The sequence below is a fragment of the Rouxiella silvae genome (genome assembly GCF_002093625.1).
GTDB classification, from domain to species: domain Bacteria; phylum Pseudomonadota; class Gammaproteobacteria; order Enterobacterales; family Enterobacteriaceae; genus Rouxiella; species Rouxiella silvae.
In genome coordinates, this window is sequence record NZ_MRWD01000009.1 from 61103 (window position 1) to 84769 (window position 23667).

The 23667-nt window shown below is 51.7% G+C and carries 24 protein-coding genes and 1 tRNA gene; 12 read left to right on the top strand and 13 right to left on the bottom strand.

Going from position 1 to position 23667, the window contains the following annotated elements:
• Position 1: 1 nt before the first annotated feature.
• The 6 genes from BS639_RS05440 to BS639_RS05465 form a co-directional block, all read right to left on the bottom strand.
• Positions 2-1261: a pyridoxal-phosphate-dependent aminotransferase family protein gene (locus BS639_RS05440; protein WP_084982439.1), complete on the bottom strand. Its 1260-nt coding sequence runs from the start codon at positions 1259-1261 to the stop codon at positions 2-4.
• Positions 1262-1284: 23 nt separating this feature from the next.
• Positions 1285-2037, bottom strand: a complete 753-nt coding sequence (locus tag BS639_RS05445) for an amino acid ABC transporter ATP-binding protein (protein WP_055781176.1) — start codon at positions 2035-2037, stop codon at positions 1285-1287.
• A complete protein-coding gene (locus BS639_RS05450) occupies positions 2037-2687 on the bottom strand; it encodes an amino acid ABC transporter permease (protein ID WP_173882068.1) in 651 nt (216 codons plus the stop codon). The genes BS639_RS05445 and BS639_RS05450 overlap by 1 nt, the downstream gene beginning before the upstream one ends.
• A 2-nt stretch (positions 2688-2689) precedes the next feature.
• The gene (locus BS639_RS05455; RefSeq protein WP_055781169.1) at positions 2690-3355 is read right to left on the bottom strand and encodes an amino acid ABC transporter permease; all 666 of its coding nucleotides are present in this window, start codon (positions 3353-3355) and stop codon (positions 2690-2692) included.
• Between the two features lie 96 nt (positions 3356-3451).
• On the bottom strand, positions 3452-4243 hold the full coding sequence (locus BS639_RS05460; RefSeq protein WP_084982440.1) for a transporter substrate-binding domain-containing protein: 792 nt from the start codon (positions 4241-4243) through the stop codon (positions 3452-3454).
• A 252-nt stretch (positions 4244-4495) separates the two neighbouring features.
• Complete coding sequence (locus tag BS639_RS05465) at positions 4496-5335, bottom strand: MurR/RpiR family transcriptional regulator (protein WP_084982442.1); 840 nt, start codon at positions 5333-5335, stop codon at positions 4496-4498.
• 286 nt (positions 5336-5621) lie between these two features.
• Between BS639_RS05465 and BS639_RS05470 the strand changes: the two genes are divergently transcribed.
• From BS639_RS05470 to hpxZ, 4 genes are all read left to right on the top strand, one after another.
• Complete coding sequence (locus BS639_RS05470) at positions 5622-7208, top strand: gamma-glutamyltransferase family protein (protein WP_084982443.1); 1587 nt, start codon at positions 5622-5624, stop codon at positions 7206-7208.
• A gap of 107 nt (positions 7209-7315) precedes the next feature.
• On the top strand, positions 7316-7516 hold the full coding sequence (gene hpxX, locus BS639_RS05475; RefSeq protein ID WP_055781153.1) for an oxalurate catabolism protein HpxX: 201 nt from the start codon (positions 7316-7318) through the stop codon (positions 7514-7516).
• Positions 7513-8910 carry an AtzE family amidohydrolase gene (locus BS639_RS05480; protein ID WP_084982444.1) on the top strand — a complete coding sequence of 466 codons (1398 nt, stop codon included), beginning with the start codon at positions 7513-7515 and terminating at the stop codon, positions 8908-8910. The genes hpxX and BS639_RS05480 overlap by 4 nt, the downstream gene beginning before the upstream one ends.
• Positions 8911-8952: 42 nt before the next feature.
• Positions 8953-9336: an oxalurate catabolism protein HpxZ gene (hpxZ, locus tag BS639_RS05485; protein WP_055781144.1), complete on the top strand. Its 384-nt coding sequence runs from the start codon at positions 8953-8955 to the stop codon at positions 9334-9336.
• Between the two features lie 137 nt (positions 9337-9473).
• Here hpxZ and BS639_RS05490 read toward each other — a convergent pair whose 3' ends face one another.
• Complete coding sequence (locus tag BS639_RS05490) at positions 9474-10604, bottom strand: MurR/RpiR family transcriptional regulator (protein WP_084982445.1); 1131 nt, start codon at positions 10602-10604, stop codon at positions 9474-9476.
• Positions 10605-11043: 439 nt separating this feature from the next.
• On the opposite strand from BS639_RS05490, the gene BS639_RS05495 reads away from it, so the two are divergent.
• The 4 genes from BS639_RS05495 (at position 11044) to celB (ending at position 14521) form a co-directional block, all read left to right on the top strand.
• On the top strand, positions 11044-11349 hold the full coding sequence (locus tag BS639_RS05495; RefSeq protein ID WP_055781137.1) for a PTS sugar transporter subunit IIB: 306 nt from the start codon (positions 11044-11046) through the stop codon (positions 11347-11349).
• A 158-nt stretch (positions 11350-11507) separates the two neighbouring features.
• A complete protein-coding gene (locus BS639_RS05500; protein WP_055782070.1) occupies positions 11508-11801 on the top strand; it encodes a PTS lactose/cellobiose transporter subunit IIA in 294 nt (97 codons plus the stop codon).
• Positions 11797-13104: a 6-phospho-beta-glucosidase gene (locus BS639_RS05505; RefSeq protein ID WP_173882069.1), complete on the top strand. Its 1308-nt coding sequence runs from the start codon at positions 11797-11799 to the stop codon at positions 13102-13104. Before BS639_RS05500 ends, BS639_RS05505 begins: the two co-directional genes overlap by 5 nt.
• Positions 13105-13177: 73 nt before the next feature.
• On the top strand, positions 13178-14521 hold the full coding sequence (celB, locus tag BS639_RS05510) for a PTS cellobiose transporter subunit IIC (RefSeq protein ID WP_407690300.1): 1344 nt from the start codon (positions 13178-13180) through the stop codon (positions 14519-14521).
• Positions 14522-14637: 116 nt separating this feature from the next.
• Here the strand turns inward: celB and puuE are convergent, their stop codons facing one another.
• Genes puuE through BS639_RS05525 form a run of 3 tightly spaced genes read right to left on the bottom strand, consistent with a single transcriptional unit; the run spans position 14638 to position 17084 of the window.
• The gene (gene puuE, locus BS639_RS05515) at positions 14638-15579 is read right to left on the bottom strand and encodes an allantoinase PuuE (protein WP_084982447.1); all 942 of its coding nucleotides are present in this window, start codon (positions 15577-15579) and stop codon (positions 14638-14640) included.
• An 18-nt stretch (positions 15580-15597) separates the two neighbouring features.
• Complete coding sequence (locus BS639_RS05520; RefSeq protein ID WP_055781121.1) at positions 15598-16344, bottom strand: aspartate/glutamate racemase family protein; 747 nt, start codon at positions 16342-16344, stop codon at positions 15598-15600.
• Entirely contained in the window at positions 16344-17084 is a 741-nt protein-coding gene (locus BS639_RS05525; protein WP_055781118.1) for a GntR family transcriptional regulator, read from the bottom strand. The genes BS639_RS05520 and BS639_RS05525 overlap by 1 nt, the downstream gene beginning before the upstream one ends.
• A 178-nt stretch (positions 17085-17262) precedes the next feature.
• Here BS639_RS05525 and BS639_RS05530 point away from each other — a divergent pair, with 178 nt between their 5' ends.
• On the top strand, positions 17263-18768 hold the full coding sequence (locus BS639_RS05530; RefSeq protein WP_055781115.1) for an NCS1 family nucleobase:cation symporter-1: 1506 nt from the start codon (positions 17263-17265) through the stop codon (positions 18766-18768).
• Positions 18769-18828: 60 nt separating this feature from the next.
• Here the strand turns inward: BS639_RS05530 and BS639_RS05535 are convergent.
• Positions 18829-18905 (bottom strand) — tRNA-Asp (locus tag BS639_RS05535).
• Between the two features lie 151 nt (positions 18906-19056).
• Positions 19057-19812 (bottom strand): DNA polymerase III subunit epsilon, encoded by a 756-nt coding sequence (gene dnaQ, locus BS639_RS05540; RefSeq protein ID WP_055781112.1) that lies wholly within the window; start codon positions 19810-19812, stop codon positions 19057-19059.
• 70 nt (positions 19813-19882) lie between these two features.
• Here dnaQ and rnhA point away from each other — a divergent pair, with 70 nt between their 5' ends.
• The gene (gene rnhA / locus BS639_RS05545; protein ID WP_055781109.1) at positions 19883-20350 is read left to right on the top strand and encodes a ribonuclease HI; all 468 of its coding nucleotides are present in this window, start codon (positions 19883-19885) and stop codon (positions 20348-20350) included.
• 16 nt (positions 20351-20366) lie between these two features.
• Here rnhA and BS639_RS05550 read toward each other — a convergent pair whose 3' ends face one another.
• Positions 20367-21092 (bottom strand): methyltransferase domain-containing protein, encoded by a 726-nt coding sequence (locus BS639_RS05550; protein ID WP_084982448.1) that lies wholly within the window; start codon positions 21090-21092, stop codon positions 20367-20369.
• A 44-nt stretch (positions 21093-21136) separates the two neighbouring features.
• On the opposite strand from BS639_RS05550, the gene gloB reads away from it, so the two are divergent.
• Positions 21137-21892: a hydroxyacylglutathione hydrolase gene (gene gloB / locus BS639_RS05555; protein WP_084982449.1), complete on the top strand. Its 756-nt coding sequence runs from the start codon at positions 21137-21139 to the stop codon at positions 21890-21892.
• A gap of 69 nt (positions 21893-21961) precedes the next feature.
• Entirely contained in the window at positions 21962-23338 is a 1377-nt protein-coding gene (gene mltD / locus BS639_RS05560; RefSeq protein ID WP_055781101.1) for a murein transglycosylase D, read from the top strand.
• The last annotated feature ends 329 nt before the right edge of the window (positions 23339-23667 follow it).

The following is a 23667-nucleotide window of genomic DNA, read 5'->3' on the forward strand; positions in this document are numbered from 1 at the left end:
ATTACTGGCCTCCTGCCACGCCATCGGTCGAAAGGGAGTAGTGATCCCACGCGGCCTGCGAACCGGCACCGTATTTCGAGGCAAAACCCTGGCGATTAAGTACAGCTTCAAGCGCGACCAGCGTTTGCATCACACAGTCTTTACGCGCGTTATAACCCATGGTGCCGATGCGCCAAATTTTACCGCTCAGCGGACCAAAGGAGGTGCCAATCTCAATGCCAAAATCGTTTAACATTGTTGAACGAACCTGTTCGCCGTGCACACCCTGCGGAATGACTACGCCCAACACGTTATTCATTCGATGATTCACGTCACCAAACACTTCCAGCCCCATACCCTGAATACCGGCCAGCAGTGCGCCGCCGTGCAGTTTATGGCGTGCGATGGTGTTATCCAGCCCCTCTTCGAGAATGACGCGAGCGCATTCGCGCGCGGCAAACAGCATGCTGGTCGCCTCAGTGTGGTGATTCAAACGCTCCGGCCCCCAATAGTCCATGATCATGCCGAGATCGAAATAGTTGGAGTAGATCATCTCTTCGTCACCGTCGGCGTGATCCGCTGTGCGGATCCCTTCTTCAATGCATTTGCGACGGCGAATTTGTTCTTCAAATTTTGGGCTGATGGTCACCGGTGAACTGCCGGACGGGCCGCCGAGGCATTTTTGCAAACCGGCGGAAACCGCATCCAGTCCCCAGGCATCGGTCTCCAGTGGATTACCGGCAAAAGAGGCGGTGGCATCACTGTAGAAAAGCACGCCGTGACGACGGCAGATTTCACCCAGCTGTTCCAGCGGCTGTAGCATAGTGGTCGAGGTGTCGCCCTGAACGGTAAGCAGCCAGCGCGGTTTCACCGATTTAATCGCATCTTCAATCTGCTGCGGATCAAACACCTCGCCCCACGGCGCTTCAATAGTATGAACTTCGGCGCGGCAGCGGCGGGCAATTTCACACAGCAGATGACCAAAACGGCCAAACACCGGCACCAAGACTTTGTCGCCGGGGCGAATGCCCGAGAGCAACACGGCTTCAATACCGGCGCGCGAAGTACCATCAATTAGGAAGGTCCACTGATTTTCTGTTTTGTAGAGCGCGCGATACAGCTGCATCACTTCATTCATGTAACCGGTCATCGCCGGATCGTACTGGCCGATCAGCTGGCTCGACATTGCTCGCAGCACGCGGGGATCGGCGTTAATCGGTCCCGGCCCCATCAGCAGGCGGTTAGGCGGATTGATTTGACCTAATTGTGAGATGTCCAACATGGTTATCCTTTTTTAATCGATGGCTATGAGTTTGCGGCTTCGTTTAAGCCACGCACTGACGCGATAAACTGTTTGAACTCAGGCGTTTGCGGATTAGCAAACAGCGCACGGCTTTCACCCTGCTCCCAGACGGTGCCCTGATGCATAAACACCACCCGGTCACCCACTTCACGGGCAAAGTTCATTTCATGTGTGACCAGCACCAGCGTCATTCCTTCTGCAGCCAGCTGCTCCAACACTTTTAAGACTTCCCCAACCAGCTCAGGGTCGAGCGCCGAGGTAATTTCGTCACACAGCAATACTTTTGGATTCATTGCTAACGCGCGGGCAATCGCTACACGCTGCTGCTGGCCGCCGGAAAGATTGGCTGGATAATAATCAACCCTGTCGGCAAGGCCGACTTTGGTCAACATCTGAATCGCCAGCTCGCGGCACTCGGCGGCGTTTTTACCCAACACGCGGCGCGGCGCCAACATCACGTTTTCCAGCGCGGTCATGTGCGGGAACAGGTTAAAGTTTTGGAAAACCATGCCCACGGAACGGCTGATATCGCGCGCCTGGGAATCGCGGCTGGTAATGGTCATGCCGCCCAGTTTGATGCTGCCGTCCTGATACGCTTCAAGGCCGTTCATACAGCGCAGCAGCGTACTTTTCCCCGATCCGCTGCGACCGATGATGCAAATCACCTCTCCGCCTTCGATATCCAGATCCACGCCTTTCAGTACATGGTTCTGACCATAAAATTTTTGAACCTGATTAATTGTGATCAGCGGCATTACTTTTTATCTCCAAGCAATGTTCTTTCCAGATAATGACTGTAAAGAGAGAGTGGATAACACATCAGGAAGTAGCCACAGGCGACTAGCCCAAAGACTTTAAAGGGTTCGTAGGTCACGTTATTGAGCATTGTTCCGGCCTTGGTCAGCTCAACAAAGCCGATAATTGAGGCCAGTGCGGTGCCTTTGATGACCTGCACCAGAAAACCAACGGTAGGCGCGATAGCAATACGCAGCGCCTGCGGGGTGATCACCCGCCACAGCGTTTGGCCAAAAGTCAGGCCGAGGCAGCGGCAGGCTTCCCACTGACCTTTCGGCAGCGCGTCAATACTGCCGGACCAGATGTCCACCAGATAGGCGCTGGAATAGAAGGTCAACGCAAAGGCGGCGGCGGTCCACGGGCTGACGTTAATACCAAACAGTCCCAGGCCAAAGAACGCCAAAAACAGCTGCATCAGCAGCGGCGTGCCTTGGAAAACCTCAACGTAGACGCGCACCACATTCACCAGCCAGCGGCGACGAGTTAAACGCATCAAAACAAGTGGGATAGTGACCAGCGTGCCGCCAATAAAAGCCACCAGCGACAGCATAATCGTCCAGCGCGCGGCGAGTAACAGATTGCGCAAGATGTCCCAGTCGGTAAACGTCATCATCAGCTGTAACTCCCAAAGAAGCGGCGTCCGGCAATCAACAACAGCTGACGCATGACAATCGACAGTGCCAGATAGAACAGCGTACACACAAAATAGGTCTCAAAACTCAGGAAGGTCCGGGACTGGATCAGGCTGGCAACAAAGGTCAGCTCCTGGTATGAAACCTGTGAAACGACGGAGGATCCGAGCATCACGATGATGCACTGGCTAACCAGTGCCGGATAAATACGTTTTAAAGACGGTGGTAAAATTACTCTAAAAAAAGTCTGGCTGCGGGTCAGGCCTAGCACGCGACCAGCCTCCCACTGCCCTTTGGGCGTTGACTGAATTCCGGCGCGAATAATCTCGGTGCTGTAAGCCCCGAGATTAATCAGCATCGCCAGCAGCGCGGCTTCCCCTGCGGTCATTTTCAACCCGAGGCTGGGTAAACCAAACACGATGAAGAACAGTTGCACTACAAACGGCGTATTGCGGATCACTTCAACATACACGCCCCAAACGCGGCGCAGTGTTGCATTGTTGCCGCAGCGGATGGCCGCGCCGCAAATGCCGATGGCGATACCGCCGATAGTGGCCATGAAAGTCAGCTCAATGGTGGTCCATAAACCGCCCAACAGCTGCGGCAAATAGGGCCATAGTGCACTGAAATTAAGCTGATACGTCATGATGGTTCTCCGTTGCACACGCTGATTTTACTCATTGTTTCTTACTCACTACTTTTTGCTCGTCGCTTTTAACTCACCGCTTTAACTCAAAGGGGCTCAGGCGCCCAAATTGGCTGGCAGAGGTGCTTTCATCCATTTTTCAGACAGGCTATTCAGCGTTTTGTCTTTTAAGGCTTCGTCAATCAGACCATCGACTTTCGCCTTCAGTGCAGGCTCATCTTTACGCATGCCGATAAAGCACGGAGAGTCTTTCAGCAATACTTTTGATTCCGGCGCTTTTTGTGGATTCTGACGAGCAATGGCGGCAACGACCAGATTTCCGGTCGCAATAAACTCAACCTGACCAGACAGGTATGCCGACAGCGTGGTGTTGTTGTCTTCATAGCGTTCGATTTTTGCATCTTTCGGTGCAATGTCTGTCAGAACCAAGTCTTCAACTGCGCCGCGAGTCACGCCAATAGACTTGCCGGAAAGCTGTTTAACGTCGCTCAACGCGTCGCCTTTGGCACCGAAAACGCCGAGGAAGAACGGCGCATAAGCTTTGCTAAAGTCGATCACTTTTTCGCGCTCAGGGTTTTTGCCCAAGCTGGAAATAACCAGATCAACCTTATCGGTCTGTAAGTAAGGAACGCGGTTGGCACTGGAAACCGGCACCAGCTGCAACTTAAGTTTCATTTTATCCGCCAGGTAATGCGCCATATCAATGTCGTAACCCTGCGGCTGCATGTCGGTGCCAATCGATCCGAAAGGCGGGAAGTCCTGCGGAATAGCGACACGCAGAACGCCGCGCTGCTGGATTTCCTGCAGTTGATCGGCCAATACCAGCGGTGCCTGAACCATCAGCAACGCTGCACCTACCCACGCCAATAACCGTTTGTTCATTTTCATTTTTGATTCCCCGGACTCATAGTTTATGAAACGATAGATTCTTATGCCACACATTCTGCAACTAATGTGCCAAAAAATAAAAATGCGCCAGACTACTTAGCAATACCGCGATACTTAAGGGATTAAGGGCAATAAGCGGTGAGTGTGATGAGGCCTAATCGCCCCAGAACGGAGCAAGAGAGGCAAACCCCAATCGGTGAGATGCACCAAAAAAGCGCAAAGGCACCAACTTAGGGCTTTGATTTGTTCAGATCAACGCTGTTCTAGCTCGTCAAGATCGTTATAGAGGTCGGTAATTTGGTGAATACGTTGACGCCCAGAAGCCAGCATTTCATGCAGCAGGGCATTGCTTAGCAGATTGGCCATGCTCATCGCCGCCGAATAGGAGTCAAAGGCAGAAACACTGTCGAGCGACGCAGAAAGGTGCCAGCGGGCCAGCGGAATAAGCGACTGGGCTTGAGGTTCACAGATAAGCAGCACCGGAACGTTCATCTGCTGAAGCTGAGTCAAAATAGCGCGTGCGGTGCGTGGGCGGCGGCGAAACGCGATAAATATCACCACGTCCTGAGAAGTCAAATCGACCAGTTCTTCGGCCAACGTCTGCCCGGGTTGCGGCATAATCATCACCTGATCTCGCACTTGCAACAGCTGCTGACGCAGGTGAAGCGCAACCGGATAACTGTTGCGCAGCCCCAGCAGGCGTACCTGCCGCGCCAGACTCAGCGCGGTGATCACTGCCGTAAACTGATTGCCGTCGATCTGGTTAATCCACTGGGTCAGGTTGGCCATTTCCTGTTTGTAGTGCCGCGACAACAGCGTGTTGCCCTGCACCGCATCGCGGCTGTCGGTTAATGGCATGCCGCTCTGGCGCAGAGTGCGCACCTCATCTCGCATATCGCGATAGCTTGGATATCCCAGACGTTTGAACAGGCGGCTGACTGTGGCTTTTGACACGCCGCTGAGGCGCGCCAGCTCGGCGCTGTTATAGCTCATCAAGTCATCAATATGATCGAATATAAAATCCGCAACCCGCTGTTCCTGCGGCGTAAGCTCGGCGTAATAGCCGCGCAGGCGTTCATCGATCTGTTTCATGTGCAATTCCCTGTAACCAACGTTTCAGCCGAAGATATCATGACCTACAATTGCTGTAGCAAATAAATTTTTTCAATTTCGACCGCCGCTTATGTTCACAGTTTTAGAAAAGATTAACCCTGAGCAGCCGATCTGGAACACCTCTTGCTTATAGTTAAGAGTAGTTAAGGTAAGAAGTAGAGTAGTTAAGGTAAGAAGTTAGGCGAAGCAGTGACAGACATGGGTTATCGAAATTGAAAAAAAGCAGCCAGATGAAAAGACTCAACCGTGAAATAAGGATGACGGCATGATAAACAGCAATAGCGCACCGCTTGGTATGGCGGTTACTCCTCATCATCTCGCCAGCCAGAGCGCGTTGGCGGTTTTACGGGAGGGAGGCAATGCCATTGAAGCAATGGTTGCCGCCGCCGCCACCATCGCCGTAGTTTATCCGCACATGAACGGTTTGGGTGGTGATGGTTTCTGGCTGATTGTACCGCCGCAGGGCAATCCCGTGGCCATCGATGCCAGCGGTGCCGCAGGTTCTCTTGCCTCTCTCGATTTTTATGCCGGCGAAAGCCATATTCCTCATCGCGGGCCAAAAGCGGCGCTGACCGTGGCCGGCACCGTGGGCGGCTGGCAGGAAGCGCTGAACGTATCCGTTGAGTTAGGCGGTGAGCAAAAACCGGTTTCACGCCTGCTGCGCGATGCGGTTCGCTACGCCGCCGACGGCTTTCCAGTTACGGCTTCTCAGGAGGCAGCGACTCACAGCAAGCGACACGAGCTGGGATCTATGGCTGCCTTTTGTGAGGTTTTTCTGCCTCACGGCCAGGTACCGCAGTGCGGGCAGCGCTTTACTCAGCCACAGTTAGCCTCGACGCTGATGCAGCTTTGCGAAGAGGGTCTCGACAGTTTTTATCGTGGCAGTTTGGCCGACAGCATGGCCGCAGACATGCAAAAACTCGGCATGCCACTGACCCGCGATGACCTGGCAGCCTATCGCCCACAGCGTCGTGTTCCCCTTAAGCTCAAGCACAGCAAGGGAGAAATTTATAACCTGACGCCTCCCACGCAAGGTCTGGTTTCACTGGCAATCCTTGGTCTTACCGACCGCCTAAACCTTGAGGCGATGGATGAAGGTGCCACCATTCACAGCATCGTCGAAGCCACCAAGCTGGCATTTGGCCTGCGCGACCGTTTTATCACCGACCCGCGCATCATGACCCAGGATGCTCAGGGGCTGTTGGATCCCGCCTATCTCGATGCGCTGGCGACGCGCATTAATCCTCATCGCGCCGCAGATTGGGGTAAAGGCAAAGGCCCAGGCGATACGGTTTGGATGGGCGTGATGGACAGCAGTGGTTTGGCGGTATCGTTTATCCAAAGTATTTATCATGAATTTGGCAGCGGCGTGGTGTTACCCAACAGTGGCATCATGTGGCAAAACCGCGGCGCTTCTTTCAGCCTCGACGCCGACCATCTGCTGGCACTGGCACCGGGCAAACAGCCGTTCCATACGCTAAATCCTGCGGCTGCGCGCCTGTATGACGGGCGCACGATGGTGTATGGCGCGATGGGCGGAGACGGTCAGCCGCAAACCCAGGCGGCGGTGTTTATTCGCCACGTGGTACAGGGAAAACCGTTGCAGGAGGCCATAACGGGACCGCGCTGGCTGCTTGGCCGCACCTGGGGGCAAAGCTCCGATTCACTTAAGCTTGAGAGCCGATTCAGTCACGCCACGCTGGCAGGACTTCGCCAGCGGGGTCATGAGGTCGAGATGCTGCCTGAATTTAGCGAAGCCGTTGGGCACGCCGGAGCCATTGTGCGCCACACCAACGGTATGTTCGAGGGTGCTTCGGATCCGCGCAGCAACGGCAGTGCGGCGGGTTTCTAAGCGTGAGTGGGCGTTTGTTTCCCCCACCCTCCCCCAAGAGGCGAGGGGGATCAGATTTAAGACATTTCCCCGTAATTAATTTGGGGATTAACAGACAGGAAAAAACGATGAAAACCACACCTTCTGCGCCTCCCGCTGATTGGGCGGCGTATATCAGCCAGATGGAAGCCGTATTAGCCTTGGAGCTTGACGATGCACGTCGTCAGGAGTTACTTGTCCAGTTCACCCGTATTGCCCAGATGGCACAACCGTTGATGGACCTGCCGCTTGACCCGCGCCTCGAGATTGCCGGGGTTTATCACGCATGAAACCTTTACACGAAAGCAGTATTAGCGATATCCAGCAGGCGCTCAAAAACGGGGATGTTTCTGCCAGCGAAATTGCCCGACAAACGCTCGATAATATAGAAAAAGCCGACCCAACGCTGAATGCCTACACCCACGTTACCGGCGAACGTATGCTGTGCGAAGCGGCCAAAATCGATAAACTACGCGCCAGTGGCAGCACCCTACCTCCGCTTGCGGCGGTGCCTTACGCGGTTAAAAATCTGCTTGATGTCACCGGGCAAGTCACTCTGGCCGGTGCTAGCCTTAACAGCAGCAATCCGGTGGCAAAAGAAGATGCCTGGACCGTCGCCCGCCTGGCCGAAAAGGGGGCGCTGATCTCTGGCATGCTGAATATGGACGCGTACGCCTACGGTTTCACCACCGAAAATAGCCACTATGGCGCCACGCGAAATCCGCGGGATACCGCCCGCATTGCCGGCGGCTCTTCGGGCGGTTCCGCCGCCGCCGTTGCCGCAGGACTGGTGCACTTTACCTTGGGCAGTGACACCAACGGCTCAATTCGCGTCCCTTCTTCATTAAGCGGTATTTTAGGGCTAAAGCCGACCTTTGGCAGAATCTCGCGCCGCGGCAGCCAGCCTTTTGTCGCCAGCCTCGACCACCTTGGCCCGATGGCACGCAGCAGCAGTGACCTTGCGCAGGTATACGATGCAATGCAGGGAATCGACGTTGCGGATGCGTTTCAGGCAAAAAAACCGACCACCGAGACCTTTTCTCAACTCGTGCGCGGACAGCAAGGTCTCCGCACCGCAGTACTCGGCGGATATTTCAATGCCTGGTGTGATGACAACGCCAAGGAAGCAGTAAAACGTGTGGCTCAGGCGCTTGAGGCGCAGGAAGAAATTGAAATGCCACAGGCCGAACTGGCCCGCTCAGCGGCATTTATTCTTACCGCATCAGAAGGTGGAAACCAATATTTACCTCTTCTGCGCTCGATTCCCGAGCAGTTTGAACCGCTTTCGCGTGAGCGCCTTTTAGCCGGTGCAATGATACCCGCAGCATGGTACGTTCAAGCGCAGCGCTTTCGTCACCAGTTCCAGCAGCAAGTACTGCCGATGTTCGAACACTGGGACATTTTAATCGCGCCTTCAACCCCTTGCCCGGCAACGTTAATCGGCCAAGAGAGCATTGAAATTAATGGTGTCTCTCTGCCAACCCACGCCAGCATGGGCATGCTTACCCAACCGATTTCGTTCCTTGGATTACCGGTGGTTTCCGTGCCGCTGACCACCGCCGGTGGCCTGCCTATCGGCCTGCAGCTGATTGCTCCACCGTGGCGCGAAGACCTTTGCCTGCGCGCTGCCTGGGCATTAGAACAACAGGGGATCGTCAGTGTCAGCAGCTCCATCATTAGCTGATTGCCTGATTTACACTATTTTTTGCGGAATATAGAGATCATAATGAAAACTGAAAATGTCGATCGTCCGGCGATTTTGGCTGAGGTTAATGCGGCTTTTTATCGCTATGAACAGGCGCTGATTACTAACGACACCGTGGTTTTGGATGAGTTATTTTGGCATGACCCGCGCACCGTGCGTTTTGGGGCCGGAGAGAATTTATACGGCATTGATGCTATTCGCGAATTCCGCGCCTCACGTCCGGCGCAGGGTCTGGAACGCGATTTGCAAAACACCGTGATCACCACTTACGGCGACGACATGGCAATTGCCAGCACTGAGTTTCGCCGCGAAGGCAGTGAGAAAACCGGTCGACAGATGCAAACCTGGATTAAGATGCCCAGCGGCTGGAAGATAGTCGCCGCACACGTGAGCCTGATGGTTTAACCCCTTCCCCCACTTATAAGCTGTGTCCAACCTCGGGGATTCAGTTCACTTGTCAATGCAGGAGAGTTAACCTTTTCCCCCGCTCGCTTGAGCGGGGAATGTAGGGAGGGGGAGTCGCGATACCCAGACCAAAACAATTAGAGCTGTGCCAGCAGCAGATCTATGGCCAGCAGCATCCCCTGCGAACTAAACGTGTGTGTCTGACCCGTCTGCAAAGACAAAAGCGACGTAGCCTGTGCCGCCAGCGGTGAATCCGCCAAGGCAATGGCGACCACCCCCGCACCGCAGTTCAGAGCATGCTCGGCAATCTCAGGCAAAAGCCCGTTTTCATCACTTAACGACAGTGCTAAAACCGCATGCTGCGACGTCAAGCCTGAGGCACTGATGCGCATTAACTCAGGGTCGTTAAAGGCATAGGCAGGATAACCCGCGCGTAACAGGCTATTTTGCAATTCGCTGGCAAACAGCGTGCAGCGACTTTCGGTGCTAAAGATATAAACGCCTTTAGCGGCCGATGATATTAGCGACGCAGCCCTGATAAAAGCTTGCTCATCGAACTGCTGCAGCTGCTGGTGAACGCTGTGCTCACGCTCACCGATTTTACCAATCCAATCTGCCGAGCCTTTGCTGGCCGATTTTTCTGGCTGCTGAGCCATGTAGCGAGAGCCCACCGCGCTGGCCTGCGCCAGTTTCATGCGCAGGTCGCGGATATCGTCACAGCCCATAGATTTAGCAAAACGCGTGATAGTTGCCGGACTCACCCCCGCCTGCGAAGCCAGCTGTTCAATGGTCGCCGAAGAAGCAAAAGCCACATCATCGAGAATCGCCTGTGCGACTTTGCTTTCCTGTTGGCTGAGCTGGTTTTGCTGCGCGCGAATCTGATAAATGATGTCGCCAATGTCTTCATAGCCGATTGATTTAGCAAACCGGCGAAGTATTTCCTGACTGACCCCAGGCATTTTACCGATTGAGGCCGCAGAGGCGAAAGCAATGTCCGTTCCCCCCAAAACGGGCTTTGAAACAGGGGTATCGGTAATATGAGTCACTTTCTGTGCCCGCATGTGGGTCATAAAGTCGTTAATATCCTGACAGCCAAGCGAGGTGGCAAAATGTGCCACCGTGTCGGTGCTAACGCCTGCCCGCGATGCCAACTGTTCTAGCGTGGCAATCGATGCAAACGCCGGATTTTCCAGGATAACTTTGACGACTTTGTTTTCTTGTCGACTGAATTGCCCCTGCAAGAATTGAATTTGATAAACAATATCCACAGCTGAGTTGCCCTTTTCTTTCGTCGGCCATGCACACAGGCCATCGACTGCTCACGTTGTTCATAACTCAGCCTACCAAATCGGCATGATTTTCACACAGCATAATTCCCTATGAGCCAGACTACCAAAGTGAAAATAATTTTCAAAGACCTTTAAAGCCAGGGTAAAAACTTTGTGATCTACATCACCACGAAATAACACAAACGATTGATATTAATGGTTTTTTTGATAAATACTTTTTTCTTATAAAAATAAAACTAATCTCAGATCACATTCATGAAAAAAAATTTCACGACAAAAAAAGGCTCATCACATTGTTTTAATTGAGATTTCATCGTTATCATAATTAAAACCTATGATTTAGCCTATTTACTTCATCTCTAGGCTAGCGTTTTATATTTCCACAGCCGATGAGGTTCAATTAAAGGGAATTCATTTTATGCAAAAGATTTTTCTATGCTGTGCGGCCGGTATGTCTACCAGCATGCTGGTTCAAAAAATGAAAACAGAAGCCACCAAGCGACAATTATCTATCGATATTGAAGCCGTACCGGTGGCTGAATTCGAAAGAATTATTCTGTTGGCCGATGTCGTGATGTTAGGTCCGCAGGTTAAATATGAACATGCTCGCCTGTCTGACATTGCTGCCCGTCACGGTAAACAGGTTGAAGTTATTAATATGATGGATTACGGCACGATGAGAGGGGATAAAGTATTAGACCAGGCCTTAAGCCTTATTTCTTAGTTCTCTTCACGCGTAAATAGAAAATCTTTTCTCAAGGGCAGGACAATATTTATCTGACCTTCGAACAAGGGGACTGTGTGACTCTAGAAAATAGCGTTCTTGATAATGTTAAACTCGACGTTACTCATTTCGATTCTTTTGATCTCGAAAATAAAGTAATGGAGTTATTAGTTCAGGCAGGAAGTGCTCGGAGTGTGCTCCTTTCGGCGCTCAGAGAAGCAAGAAGTGGCAATATTACTCAGGCACACAGTCTCGTCGAGGAAGCAAAGTTATTTATTTCTGCCGCGCATAAAATTCAGACCGAATTAATTGGTATGGATGAAGGCTCCGGGAAAATTCCCGTGAGTTTAATTTTGGTCCATGCGCAAGACCATTTGATGAACGCCATGCTTATTCAGGAATTAGCCAGCGATATGATTGAACTCTATCGCCGTAACCCGCAAGGAGATTAATATGACCAAAATTACTGTTATCGGCGGTGGCAGCAGCTATACGCCAGAACTCGTTGATGGACTGATTCAGCATCACGGCGAGATTGGCATCACCGAACTGGCACTGGTAGACGTAGAGGCTGGTCGTGAAAAAGTACAGGTCATTGCCGAGCTTACCCGCCGCATGTTTATCCGCAACGGCCTTGAGCAAATCAAAGTAACGGTTCACTTTTCTCTTGAAGAAGCCATTCGTGGCTCAAGCTTCGTGCTGACACAGCTGCGAGTAGGCCAACTTGCGGCGCGTGCGGCAGACGAGCGTTTAGGTCTTAAGTTCAACATGCTGGGTCAGGAAACCACCGGCGTTGGCGGCTTCGCCAAGGCGCTGCGGACTATTCCTGTGATGCTCGAGGTCGCTAAAGCGGTTGAAGAATTGGCCCCTGACGCCTGGATAATCAACTTTACCAATCCGGCAGGCATCGTTACCGAAGCCGTCAGCCGCTACAGCAAAGCCAAAATTATTGGCCTGTGCAACGTGCCGGTCCATATGCATCATATGGTCGCCAACATGCTCCAGGCACCCTACGACGACGTCGAGCTGCGTTTTGCCGGTTTGAATCATATGGTTTGGGTTCATCAGGTTACGCTTAAGGGACAGGACGTGACCGAGTCTGTTATCGAACGGTTGTGCAACGGCGAAACGTTGACGATGAACAACATTAAAGATACCCCTTGGCCACCGGCTTTCCTGCGGGCACTGGGTGCCATTCCCTGCCCTTACCATCGTTACTTCTATCAGACTGATGCGATGCTGGCTGAAGAGTTTGAAGCCGCTGCCGAGCGTGGAACACGCGCAGAGCAGGTCATGAAGGTCGAAGCCGAACTCTTCGCCCTCTACGCCGACCCAAATCTGGCAGAGAAACCTGAGCAGCTTAATTTTCGCGGTGGCGCATTTTATTCCGAAGTGGCGGTGGAACTGATCCGTGCGATCCACAGTAATTCGGGTAAAGTGCTGGTGGTAAATACGCAAAATAAAGGGGCCATCATTGGACTGCCTTATGATGCGGTAATAGAGACTAACTGTGTAATCGACGCACAGGGCGCACATCCACTTTCATTTGGCCCTCTGCCTTCAGCCATGAATGGTTTAACGCAGCAGGTAAAAGATTTCGAACGCCTGACCATCGAAGCCGCCGTAAAAGGCTGCAAAAAAAGCGCAATACTGGCATTGGTAACCAATCCATTAATTGGCAATGCCAATATTGCCGAAGAAATCCTGGAAGAAGTACTCACTATAAATCGTCGTTACTTACCGCAGTTTAATTAATCACATTTACCTTATAAATTTCAGAGTGAAATACAAAGGGTAAAGAACAGGGGGGACTATGGCTAATATAAATATGTTGATAGAGCGTTACGTATTACCGGCAGCATTAAAAATCGCCGGGCAAAAGCATATATTATCAGTTCGTGACGGCATTATTTTAAACATGCCCTTCATGCTGATTGGATCGTTCTTTCTTATTTTTGCCTATTTACCGTTCCCCAGCTATGCCAATTTCATGGGAGAAGTATTCGGTGCGGCCTGGCGAGACAAACTGCTTTATCCGGTAAAAGCAACCTACGACATTATGGCGATTATCTCCAGCTTCGGTATTGCTTACCGTCTGGCAGAAAAATATCGTGGATTGGATCCCCTCAGCACCGGTGCTGTTTCTTTGGTGGCTTTTCTACTCACTATTCCCCAGCATACTTTATTTACGCCGGTGGTCGGTGCTGAAGCCATGATGGTGAAAGGCGTATTACCGATGAATTTCATCGGCAGTCAGGGGCTGTTTGTTGCCATTATTATTGCCCTGCTTTCAACTGAGATTTATCGCTTTGTTCACAGCCGGGATCTGGTTATTACCATGCCTGAGGGCGTTCCTCCGGCGGTAGCAAAATCGTTTCTGAGTCTGGTGCCAGGATTTTGCGTATTGGCGGTGGTGTTAGCACTGCGCCTTATCGTCGAGGCAACGCCTTTTGGCGATATTAATACCATGATCTCCACCATTATCGGCATTCCGATGCATCATATTGGCGGCACCCTGCCGGGCATGATTTTCTCGGTGATTCTAATCGGTTTGCTGTGGACGCTGGGCCTGCACGGTGATGCAATAGTGTTGGTATTCATTCAGCCAATTTGGCTGTCTAATATGTCCGAGAACCTGACGGCGTTTCAAACCAATCAGCCACTCCCTCACATCATCACGCAGCAATTTTACGATTTGTGGATAGCCCCTGGAGGAACCGGCGCGCTGTTAGGGCTAGTGATCTTTATGTTAATCCGCAGCCGTAGCGCACAGATGAAACAGCTGGGTCGCATCGCGGCACCGGGATGCTTGTTCAACATTAGTGAACCAATGGTATTTGGTATCCCGCTGGTAATGAACCCGTATTTCTTCCTGCCGTTTATCCTGACGCCGGTGGTGCTGGTGATTGTCACCTACACCGCGATGGCAACGGGGTTAGTCACGCCGCCGGTCGGTATTGCTCTGCCGTTTACTACGCCTATATTCATCAGCGGCTATTTGGCCACGGGTGGGCATATTTCGGGCACGGTTATTCAGGTGGTGAATCTGGCAATCTCGATGGTGATTTACTATCCGTTCTTCCGCGTGTGGGACAGACAGAAGTATCGCGAAGAACAACATCACATTTCAACGCAGGCAGAGCAGGCCGGTGCTGAAGCCCTGGCTAAGTAATCGTCTTTTAAAACAATACGGCAGGTCGAATCGGAAAACGGTTCGACCTGCTTTGTTAATAAAGTCAGCCCTCTCGCCCATCGCGGGCAGAGGACTCATCGGGCGCTATCGGAGATTTATTCAGCCGGGTGATGCTTCACCCAATGATCAGCAATTTCCTGTCGTTTACACACCCAAACGCGGTCGTGAGACGCTACATAGTCGAGGAAACGCTGTAGGGCGCGGAATCGACCGGGGCGGCCCAAAATACGGCAGTGCATGCCGATAGACATCATTTTGGGTGAGCTTTCACCTTCAGCATACAGCACGTCGAAGCTGTCTTTCAGGTAAGTATAAAACTGTTCACCGGTGTTAAAACCCTGTGGTGAGGCAAAGCGCATGTCATTGGTTTCAAGAGTATAAGGGATTACCAAATGCTGTTTTACTTCGCCGGAATCGAGTTTAACCGGTGTCCAGAACGGCAGATCATCACCATAATAGTCGCTGTCGTACTGAAATCCGCCCCGCTCGGCCACCAGCCTGCGAGTGTTCGGGCTGTCGCGTCCGGTGTACCAACCCAGCGGTTTTTTACCGAATAAGTCTTCAAGGATCGCCACGGCTTTGCGCATATGTTCAGCTTCCTGCTGTTCACTCATGTCTTGATAGTGGACCCAGCGCCAGCCGTGGCTTACTACATCATAGTTTGCCTGCTTGATAGCCTCGACGACCTCGGGATTACGCGCCAGCGCCATGGCTACGCCAAATATAGTTAACGGCAGGCCGCGTTTCACAAACTCCTGATGGATACGCCAGAAACCTGCGCGTGAACCGTATTCATACAGTGAATCCATCGACATGTGGCGGTCGGGGAAGCTGGCAGCGCCGATAATATCGGAAAGAAACTGCTCGGAGCCGGCATCGCCGTGAAGAACGTTATTCTCGCCACCCTCTTCATAATTAAGCACAAACTGCACGGCAATGCGGGCGTTGTCCGGCCAATTGGCGTGTGGAGGTTTACCCGCATAGCCAATCAGGTCACGAGGATAATCGCGGGTAAAACTATAATCGATATCAGACATTGTTTTCTCTGCTAGTCGCTAGTTATTGAGGTCTGCAAAACGGCCGGAGAGCGGCTTGGGCAGTGGGTAATCGAGGTCGCCAAATTTGCTGGTGGTCAGGCGCAGGGCGTGCAGTGATTCAATCAGGCGCACCGCGGCGCTCACGCCGTCAATCACCGGAATGCCCAGTTCGAGGGTCAGTTCCTGTGCTAAATCGGCCATACCGCCACAGCCGAGAACAATAGCGCCGCTGCCGTCGTTTTGCTTGGCCTTGATACACTGTTCACGCACTTTTTGTTGCGCCATACCGCTGCCGTCGTCAAGTGAAAGCACCGGCAAATCGATGGCGTGCAGCGCGGCGCAGTGGCGCTCAAATCCATACTGATGCAGTAAATGACGGGCAATCACCAAGGTGCGCGGCAGCGTGGTGACTATCGAGAATCGGGTCGCCACCAATGTGGCCATGTGCATGGCCGCTTCGGCAATACCTACTACTGGCGCACGAGCAAGCTCACGCGCCGCCAATAGTCCTGGGTCACCAAAACAGGCGATAATATGGCCGTCAACGCTGGCCTCTCGCCCGGCTTTTACCTGCTGCAAAACGCCGAGCGTGGCAATCGCCTCATCAAAATGTCCTTCAATTGACGGTGCTCCCTCCTCGGGACAAACGGCCAGAATTTCGGTTCCGGGCGAGGCCACCTTACGGGCAGTGGCGGCCATCACTTCGGTCATGCCAAGACTGGTATTAGGATTGATTAACTGTATACACAGAGATGAACCCGTCATCAGTGCGCCTCCTTGACATTGACCTGCGGCACCGTGACGCCGGAAAATATTTGCGCAAAATCGGGCGTTGGCGTTTCGCTGTTTTCAAAACGCAGACTGGCCACAATATCGTCAAAATGTTGCGCCATTTTTTCGGCCAACGCCACGGCGTCACGCTTTTTCAACAATGCCAGTAGGTCGTCGTGATCATGACAACGACACCCCTGCTGCCACGGTGCTCCCCACGCGGCTATCGCCAGCGAGGAACGTAGCGTCAGTTGAGAAACGGTTTCAGTCAGCACTTTATTACCGGAGATAGCCTGCAACTGAACGTGAAAAGCCGCAGAAAGGCGGATTGCCGCCGGACCGTCGCGATCCTCATGGGCTTTTTTCTCTTCATTCACCAGTTTCTTCATCGCTGCAAGATGAGGCGACTGAGAGTGCGCCACCACGTGGGTCATATTGGCGCACTCGAGAATTTTTCGGGTGGTAAAGACGCTGCGCGACTCTTCGGCATCTGGCGTAGTGACGTGCGCACCACGTTTGGGCAACAGTGTCACAAGTTGCACTGCGGCAAGGCGTTGAAGAACGCGACGGATACCCGTGCGGCTTACGGAAAATGCGTCGGCCAGCGCTTCTTCAGGCAATTTATTACCGGGTAACAGCGTGTGCTCGACTATCGATCGCACCAGTGCGTTGTAAATGTGGTCGTCCTTATCCTCAGTAAAATAAGCCGTATTCAGGCCGTTCCAGCTGGTCATTATCACTACTCCGTATACGGAACACATAACTTATCGTATACATGAAAATATATTTTTGTATACAAAAAATGAGATTTGGCCTAATTCCTGCACTGCACATTTGAATGATTAATTTTTTGGACTGCCGGACATCGGCTTCCCCCTATTTCAAATGTTGTTTATGACAGGAGCACGATTTATGCCAAACCAGGAAAACACCTCTGCTGCTGACCCTCAACTGAGTGCCGGAATTATCAAACCGCACTACAGCCCCAGGTTATGCAATGATGATTTGGCACCAACCCGCGATCAGAACTGGAGTTGGTACAACATCTTTTCCTTCTGGATGTCAGACGTACACAGCATGGGAGGTTACGTTGTTGCCGCCAGCTTCTTCACTCTAGGACTGGCCAGCTGGCAGGTGCTGATTTGCCTGCTGTGCGGCATTTGCATCGTACAGCTCTGCGCTAATCTGGTGGCGAAACCTAGCCAGCAGGCAGGTGTCCCTTATGCGGTTATTTGCCGTCAGGCCTTTGGCGTGTTTGGCGCAAATATCCCGGCGGTCATCCGTGGCCTGATTGCCTTTGCCTGGTACGGCATTCAAACCTACTTGGCCGCCAGCGCGCTGATGCTGGTGATGCTTAAGTTCTTCCCCGCGCTTAATCCGCTGACAGTGCCACACTGGCTGGGTCTTTCTGCATTGGGCTGGATTTGTTTTGGCGTGATGTGGGTGCTGCAGGCGATGGTGTTCTGGCACGGTATGAGCGCGATTAAACGCTTTATCGACGTGGCTGGCCCGGCGGTGTATGTGGTGATGCTGATGTTGGCTGGATGGATTGTATACAAAACCGGTCTGAGCAATATTTCGTTTACTCTGGCAAGCAAGTCACTGTCTGCGGGCCAACAAACCTGGGAGATGATTACCGCAACAGCGCTGGTGGTGTCTTACTTCTCGGGTCCGCTGCTTAACTTTGGGGATTTCTCTCGCTACGGCAAAAGCATGGGCGAAATTCGCCGCGGCAACCGTTGGGGCCTGCCGTTTAACTTCCTGCTGTTCTCGATTGTTACTGTGGTGATTGTCTCAGGCACGCAGTCGCTGTTCGGCACCATGATTACCGACCCGATTGAAACCGTAAGCCGCGTGGGTAACAGCGTTGCCGTTGCGCTTGGGCTGCTGACGATGATTATTGCCACTATCGGCATCAATATTGTCGCCAACTTCGTTTCACCCGCCTTCGACTTCTCCAACTGTTCACCGCAGAAAATCAGCTTTCGTACCGGCGGGATGATTGCGGCGGTAGGTTCTGTTTTGCTGACGCCGTGGAACCTGTTCCAGTCTCCTGAGCTCATTCACTATACGCTCGACGTATTGGGTGCGTTTATTGGGCCACTGTTCGGTATTTTACTGGTGGATTATTATCTGATTAAGCGCGGACATCTTGATGTAGATGCGCTGTTCAACGATACGCCTTCAGGCCGTTATTGGTATCGCAACGGTTTCAACCCTAAAGCCATTGGCTCCCTGTTGCCTGCCGTGGTGATTGGTCTGGTGATTAGCTTTACGCCAAGTCTGCATCAGGTAGCGAATTTTAGCTGGTTTATCGGTGCATTTTTATCGGGTGGATTCTACCGTTTTATCGCACGACACGACCGCGCGGCGGCAACGTCAATGAGCTATGTAAAAGCTGAGTTGGGTAAAGAGTAATTTCTGGAAGGATAAAAGCAGCGAAGCCCTGATTCATTACTGAATCAGGGCTTCTGAATGTGGCGGAACGGACGGGGCTCGAACCCGCGACCCCCTGCGTGACAGGCAGGTATTCTAACCAACTGAACTACCGCTCCACTTTACTTCTTTTACTGCCGCTCCATGTCACTGGAACGAGGCGAATATTACGGTTGACCAATGATTCCGTCAATGTTTTTTCTGACAAATAATTCTATTTGCTCAGTATTTCCGCAGGATGCTCAAATTGGTGTCACAAAAATCAGCATTTTATTCAGCCAGTGTTTCCGGCGGTGCCGGACGCCACAGGCAGCTGCCGCCCTTCTTCATGACCAAATCCAGACGCGTTTCGTGCGCACTCAACTCTTCGTCACTCGCCATCAACACCCTTAATCCCGAGACGGGACGCAAGATTGGCTGAATATCCAGTCCGTCGACGCCGGTATTTTGCTCACCCTCGTGGGAAAACTTCATCAGCGTCTGCCCACCGGTCATCATGAGATAAACTTCAGCGAGGATTTCGGAGTCAAGTAACGCGCCGTGCAGCGTTCGCTTACTATTGTCGATTAGATAACGATCGCTGAGCGCATCGAGGTTGTTGCGTTTGCCGGGGAACAGCTTGCGCGCCATGAACAGGCTGTCGGTAATTTTACAAAACGTTTCGGTTTTGGCGATGTTACGTCCCAGCATACCGAACTCGTAGTCCATAAAACCGATGTCAAAGTTCGCGTTGTGAATCACCAATTCGCCGCCGCGAATATAATCAAGGAAGTCATCGGCGATTTCAGCGAAAGTCGGCTTATCGGCTAAAAATTCGTCACTGATACCGTGAATGCCGAACGCCTCCGGATCCACCAGCCTGTCGGGCTTGAGGTACACGTGAAAATTTCGACCGGTCAAACGGCGGTTGATGACCTCAACGGCACCGATTTCGATGATGCGGTGTCCTTCATAGTGGACGCCCAGCTTATTCATGCCGGTGGTTTCAGTATCGAGAACAATCTGTCTAGTAGGTGTCGTTAGCATATTGCAGTGCTCATAGCGCTCGTTTATGTCAGACTTGGCTTTTACATTCTGATGGAAGAGTCTACCAGAGATGCGCAAACAGGTAGAAATTTTCACCGACGGATCTTGCCTCGGCAATCCGGGACCCGGTGGTTACGGCGCAATATTGCGCTATAAAGAACATGAAAAACCGTTTAGTGCAGGTTACCGGCTGACGACCAACAACCGCATGGAGCTGATGGCGGCCATTGTTTCACTTGAGGCGTTAACCACGCCGTGCGACGTCACGCTAAGCACCGACAGCCAGTACGTGCGCCAGGGGATCACGATGTGGATCCACAACTGGAAGAAACGCGGCTGGAAAACGGCTGATAAAAAGCCGGTGAAAAACGTCGATTTATGGAAACGCCTTGATGCAGCGATTCAGACCCACACCCTGAACTGGATGTGGGTAAAAGGCCACGCCGGTCACCCGGAAAACGAACGTTGTGACGAACTGGCGCGCAACGCTGCCGGTAATCCAACGCTCGAAGACGTAGGGTATCAGCCCGAAAAATAGCCTGCACCGCGCCGAGTTAGTCCTCGTGATCTTTACGGTAGCTTTTATTGGCCCCGACGGGTTGCGCGATAGACTGTCGGCGCGCGGGCATTTTTTTAGCGGTAGGCAGCAGCGGCAGCGTGCGCTTTCTTGCCACAATCACTGTCATGCAGCCTAACGCAGGAAGGTGGGTGCTAATCATGCGTCCACCTTGCTTATGCCACGGCAATACCTGAAAGCGCGATTTAAACATCACCTCGTAATTAAGCAGGCTTAGCCAGTCGATCAGTCGCGTCTGAGTGAACATGCGGCTGTTAAACGGCTGACGCTTGCGTAAAAAAGGGATGCATTTGCCGACCCCAAGTAAACTAAAGGGAGCAAAGCCGCTCAACACTAGCCAGCCGTCATCGATCAATACTCTATCGACTTCACGAAGAATACGATGCGGATCGGTGGCATAATTTAGGGTGTGGCACAGCAGGCAGGCATCGACCGATTTCTGCTCAAACGGCAGATAATAAGGGTCACCGCGAACGTGCACCTTGTCTCCCTCCGGTGCAACGTTAACCTGATGCGAAATAGTGCAGTCTTCGCTACTGATTTCAGTGCTCAAATTGCCAATTTTAAGTAAATGAAAGCCATACAACTTGCTCCACCAAGGTTGCAGTTGTTCTTCAAGCGCGGCACGGTAGTAATCACCACGGGGAATATCGTCCCAGGATGAAGGCACCACGAGCTTTTTGCGAATATGTGCTGACTTCATGATTTTTTTTCAACTTTCAGGCAAGTGCTTAACAGGAGTTTGTGATGAATCTTATCAGTATTCCGGCATTACAGGACAACTACATTTGGTTGCTTGACGACCAAAATGGTCATTGTGTGATTGTTGATCCGGGCGAGTCCGCGCCGGTGCTTGAGGCACTGGCCGCACACCAATTAACCCCTTCAGCCATTATGCTGACCCATCATCACCACGACCACACTGGCGGCGTTAGCGCAATTATCAAGCAATTTCCTGCTGTAAAAGTGTACGGCCCTGAAGAAACTTCAGCCAAAGGGGCTAAGATAATTCTTAAAAGTGGTGATGAGGTCGAAATTGGGGGGGTGAATTGGTCGATTTTTGCTACGCCCGGGCACACTCTTGGTCACATTTCATACTACAGCGCACCTTATCTTTTCTGTGGTGACACGATGTTTTCTGCCGGATGCGGACGTTTATTCGAAGGCACTCCACAGCAAATGTACCAATCGTTTCAACGCTTAGCGGAACTTCCTGACGACACACTTGTCTGTTGCGCGCACGAATATACAGTTTCAAATCTTAAGTTTGCACGTTCAATCCTGCCAGACGATTCCGATATTTCAGCACATGAACAAACCGTAGTGGATAAGCGCAAAAATGGGCAATCATCCCTGCCTACAACCCTCGGTTTAGAACGTAAAATCAACCTATTCTTACGCTGCCATGACGTTGATTTACAAAACAATTTAAACCTTAACGAAAGCATAACGCACGACTGGCAGGTTTTTGCGCTTTTACGCCAGCTCAAGGATAGCTTCTGAAGCTTTTAGTTGTCTTTTTTGGCAGGGCAAAGTAGTATTGCTCGTCTTTTAAGCAACTATGACACACACATGAAGGCTAAAGCGATTATCTTCGCCTCGGTGTTGCTAGTGGGTTGCCAGGCGTCCAGGCAGGACGTCAAGGTGCCAGAACAGCATGCACAGAGTTTGTCTTCGGCAAGTCAAAGTGAAGCAGGAGAGTACACAGACGATGGTCAGTCGACATCGGCACAGTGGTTAGGTACAAGTGACCCCAATGCGCAAAAGAATCTGTGGAACTTCATTGGCGACGAGCTGAAGATGAAGGTTCCGGATAATTCCCGGATCCGTGAGCAAAAAGTAAAGTATCTGAAACAGAAGAGCTATCTCCACGATGTAACATTACGGGCAGAGCCGTACATGTACTGGATCACCGAGCAGATTAAGAAACGCAATATGCCGATGGAACTGGTACTGCTACCCATAGTGGAGAGCGCTTTTGACCCCAAAGCAACCTCAGCAGCTAATGCCGCTGGGTTATGGCAGATTGTGCCAAGTACGGGTCGCAACTATGGTTTGAAACAAAACCAGTGGTATGACGGTCGCCGCGATGTTGTGGCATCGACAACTGCTGCGCTTGATATGATGCAAAGCCTGAACAAAATGTTTGGCGGCGACTGGTTATTAACCATTGCAGCTTATAACAGCGGTGAAGGTCGCGTGATGCAGGCGATTAAACAGAATAAAGCAAAAGGTCGACCGACTGACTTCTGGTCACTGGCGCTTCCTCGTGAAACGTCGATTTATGTACCCAAGATGTTGGCGCTTAGCGATATTCTTAAGCACAGTAAAAAATACGGGATTAGCTTACCGAAACCTGACGAAGACCGTGCACTAGCGCGTGTTGAAGTGGGTCAACAGATGCAGTTAACTCAGGCGGCTGAGATGGCGGGCATGTCACTGACTAAGCTTAAATCCTTTAATACCGGCTACAAACGTAATGTCACGGCCCCTAACGGCCCTCATTACATTGTGTTACCCAAGGCGCATGCCGACCAGCTCAAAGATTCCCTGGCTGATGGAGACATCAGTGCGGTTCAGGAAACAAGACTGGCCAGCAACAGCACGTCTGGTGCAGCTTCTTATAAGGTCCGCTCCGGCGATAGCCTGACAGGAATTGCAGCCAAACTGAATGTGAAGTCCGGTGACTTACAGCGTTGGAACAATTTACGCTCGGCGAGCGTGTTAAAAGTTGGGCAAACCCTGCAAGTGGCAGACAGCGGCGTTAACGGTAGCAGCAACGGCAGTATTACGTATCAGGTACGTAAAGGCGATTCGTTGTCGAGCATTGCCAAGCGCAATGGCGTGAACATCAAAGATGTGATGCGCTGGAACGCGGGCACCGACAGCCTACAGCCTGGTGAAAAGCTGACACTTTACGTTAGCGGCAAGCAGAGCCCTGATAGCTGATACAACTTCGTAGCCCTTAGAAAAGCACCCATTGGGTGCTTTTTTTTTCATCTCAAGTACCTGCTATTACCCTAAAATAAATAATCTTTTCCCGTCGTGCTCTCACGGTAAATAACCTTTTTTCGCCGTCATATATTCACGTAAAAATAATCGCCCCCTCTCACCCCCTCGACATTCTATAAATTCATTCGTCTGGCAAGAATTAACGAAATCACCGCTGCCCGCCCAAAAATACAATTAAAACTACAGCTAAAAATAGACAGAAGATAATTTTACGAAAAGCGCAACTGACAGGCTCAAAGTCCATAATCATCAAAAAATATGTGATT

Coding starts and splice junctions, on each gene's coding strand:
- BS639_RS05440 (WP_084982439.1), bottom strand. CDS start 1,261: ATGTTGGACATCTCACAATTAGGTCAAATCAATCCGCCTAACCGCCTG.
- BS639_RS05445 (WP_055781176.1), bottom strand. CDS start 2,037: ATGCCGCTGATCACAATTAATCAGGTTCAAAAATTTTATGGTCAGAAC.
- BS639_RS05450 (WP_173882068.1), bottom strand. CDS start 2,687: ATGACGTTTACCGACTGGGACATCTTGCGCAATCTGTTACTCGCCGCG.
- BS639_RS05455 (WP_055781169.1), bottom strand. CDS start 3,355: ATGACGTATCAGCTTAATTTCAGTGCACTATGGCCCTATTTGCCGCAG.
- BS639_RS05460 (WP_084982440.1), bottom strand. CDS start 4,243: ATGAAAATGAACAAACGGTTATTGGCGTGGGTAGGTGCAGCGTTGCTG.
- BS639_RS05465 (WP_084982442.1), bottom strand. CDS start 5,335: ATGAAACAGATCGATGAACGCCTGCGCGGCTATTACGCCGAGCTTACG.
- BS639_RS05470 (WP_084982443.1), top strand. CDS start 5,622: ATGATAAACAGCAATAGCGCACCGCTTGGTATGGCGGTTACTCCTCAT.
- hpxX (WP_055781153.1), top strand. CDS start 7,316: ATGAAAACCACACCTTCTGCGCCTCCCGCTGATTGGGCGGCGTATATC.
- BS639_RS05480 (WP_084982444.1), top strand. CDS start 7,513: ATGAAACCTTTACACGAAAGCAGTATTAGCGATATCCAGCAGGCGCTC.
- hpxZ (WP_055781144.1), top strand. CDS start 8,953: ATGAAAACTGAAAATGTCGATCGTCCGGCGATTTTGGCTGAGGTTAAT.
- BS639_RS05495 (WP_055781137.1), top strand. CDS start 11,044: ATGCAAAAGATTTTTCTATGCTGTGCGGCCGGTATGTCTACCAGCATG.
- BS639_RS05500 (WP_055782070.1), top strand. CDS start 11,508: ATGGAGTTATTAGTTCAGGCAGGAAGTGCTCGGAGTGTGCTCCTTTCG.
- celB (WP_407690300.1), top strand. CDS start 13,178: ATGTTGATAGAGCGTTACGTATTACCGGCAGCATTAAAAATCGCCGGG.
- puuE (WP_084982447.1), bottom strand. CDS start 15,579: ATGTCTGATATCGATTATAGTTTTACCCGCGATTATCCTCGTGACCTG.
- BS639_RS05520 (WP_055781121.1), bottom strand. CDS start 16,344: ATGACGGGTTCATCTCTGTGTATACAGTTAATCAATCCTAATACCAGT.
- BS639_RS05525 (WP_055781118.1), bottom strand. CDS start 17,084: ATGACCAGCTGGAACGGCCTGAATACGGCTTATTTTACTGAGGATAAG.
- BS639_RS05530 (WP_055781115.1), top strand. CDS start 17,263: ATGCCAAACCAGGAAAACACCTCTGCTGCTGACCCTCAACTGAGTGCC.
- dnaQ (WP_055781112.1), bottom strand. CDS start 19,812: ATGCTAACGACACCTACTAGACAGATTGTTCTCGATACTGAAACCACC.
- rnhA (WP_055781109.1), top strand. CDS start 19,883: ATGCGCAAACAGGTAGAAATTTTCACCGACGGATCTTGCCTCGGCAAT.
- BS639_RS05550 (WP_084982448.1), bottom strand. CDS start 21,092: ATGAAGTCAGCACATATTCGCAAAAAGCTCGTGGTGCCTTCATCCTGG.
- gloB (WP_084982449.1), top strand. CDS start 21,137: ATGAATCTTATCAGTATTCCGGCATTACAGGACAACTACATTTGGTTG.
- mltD (WP_055781101.1), top strand. CDS start 21,962: ATGAAGGCTAAAGCGATTATCTTCGCCTCGGTGTTGCTAGTGGGTTGC.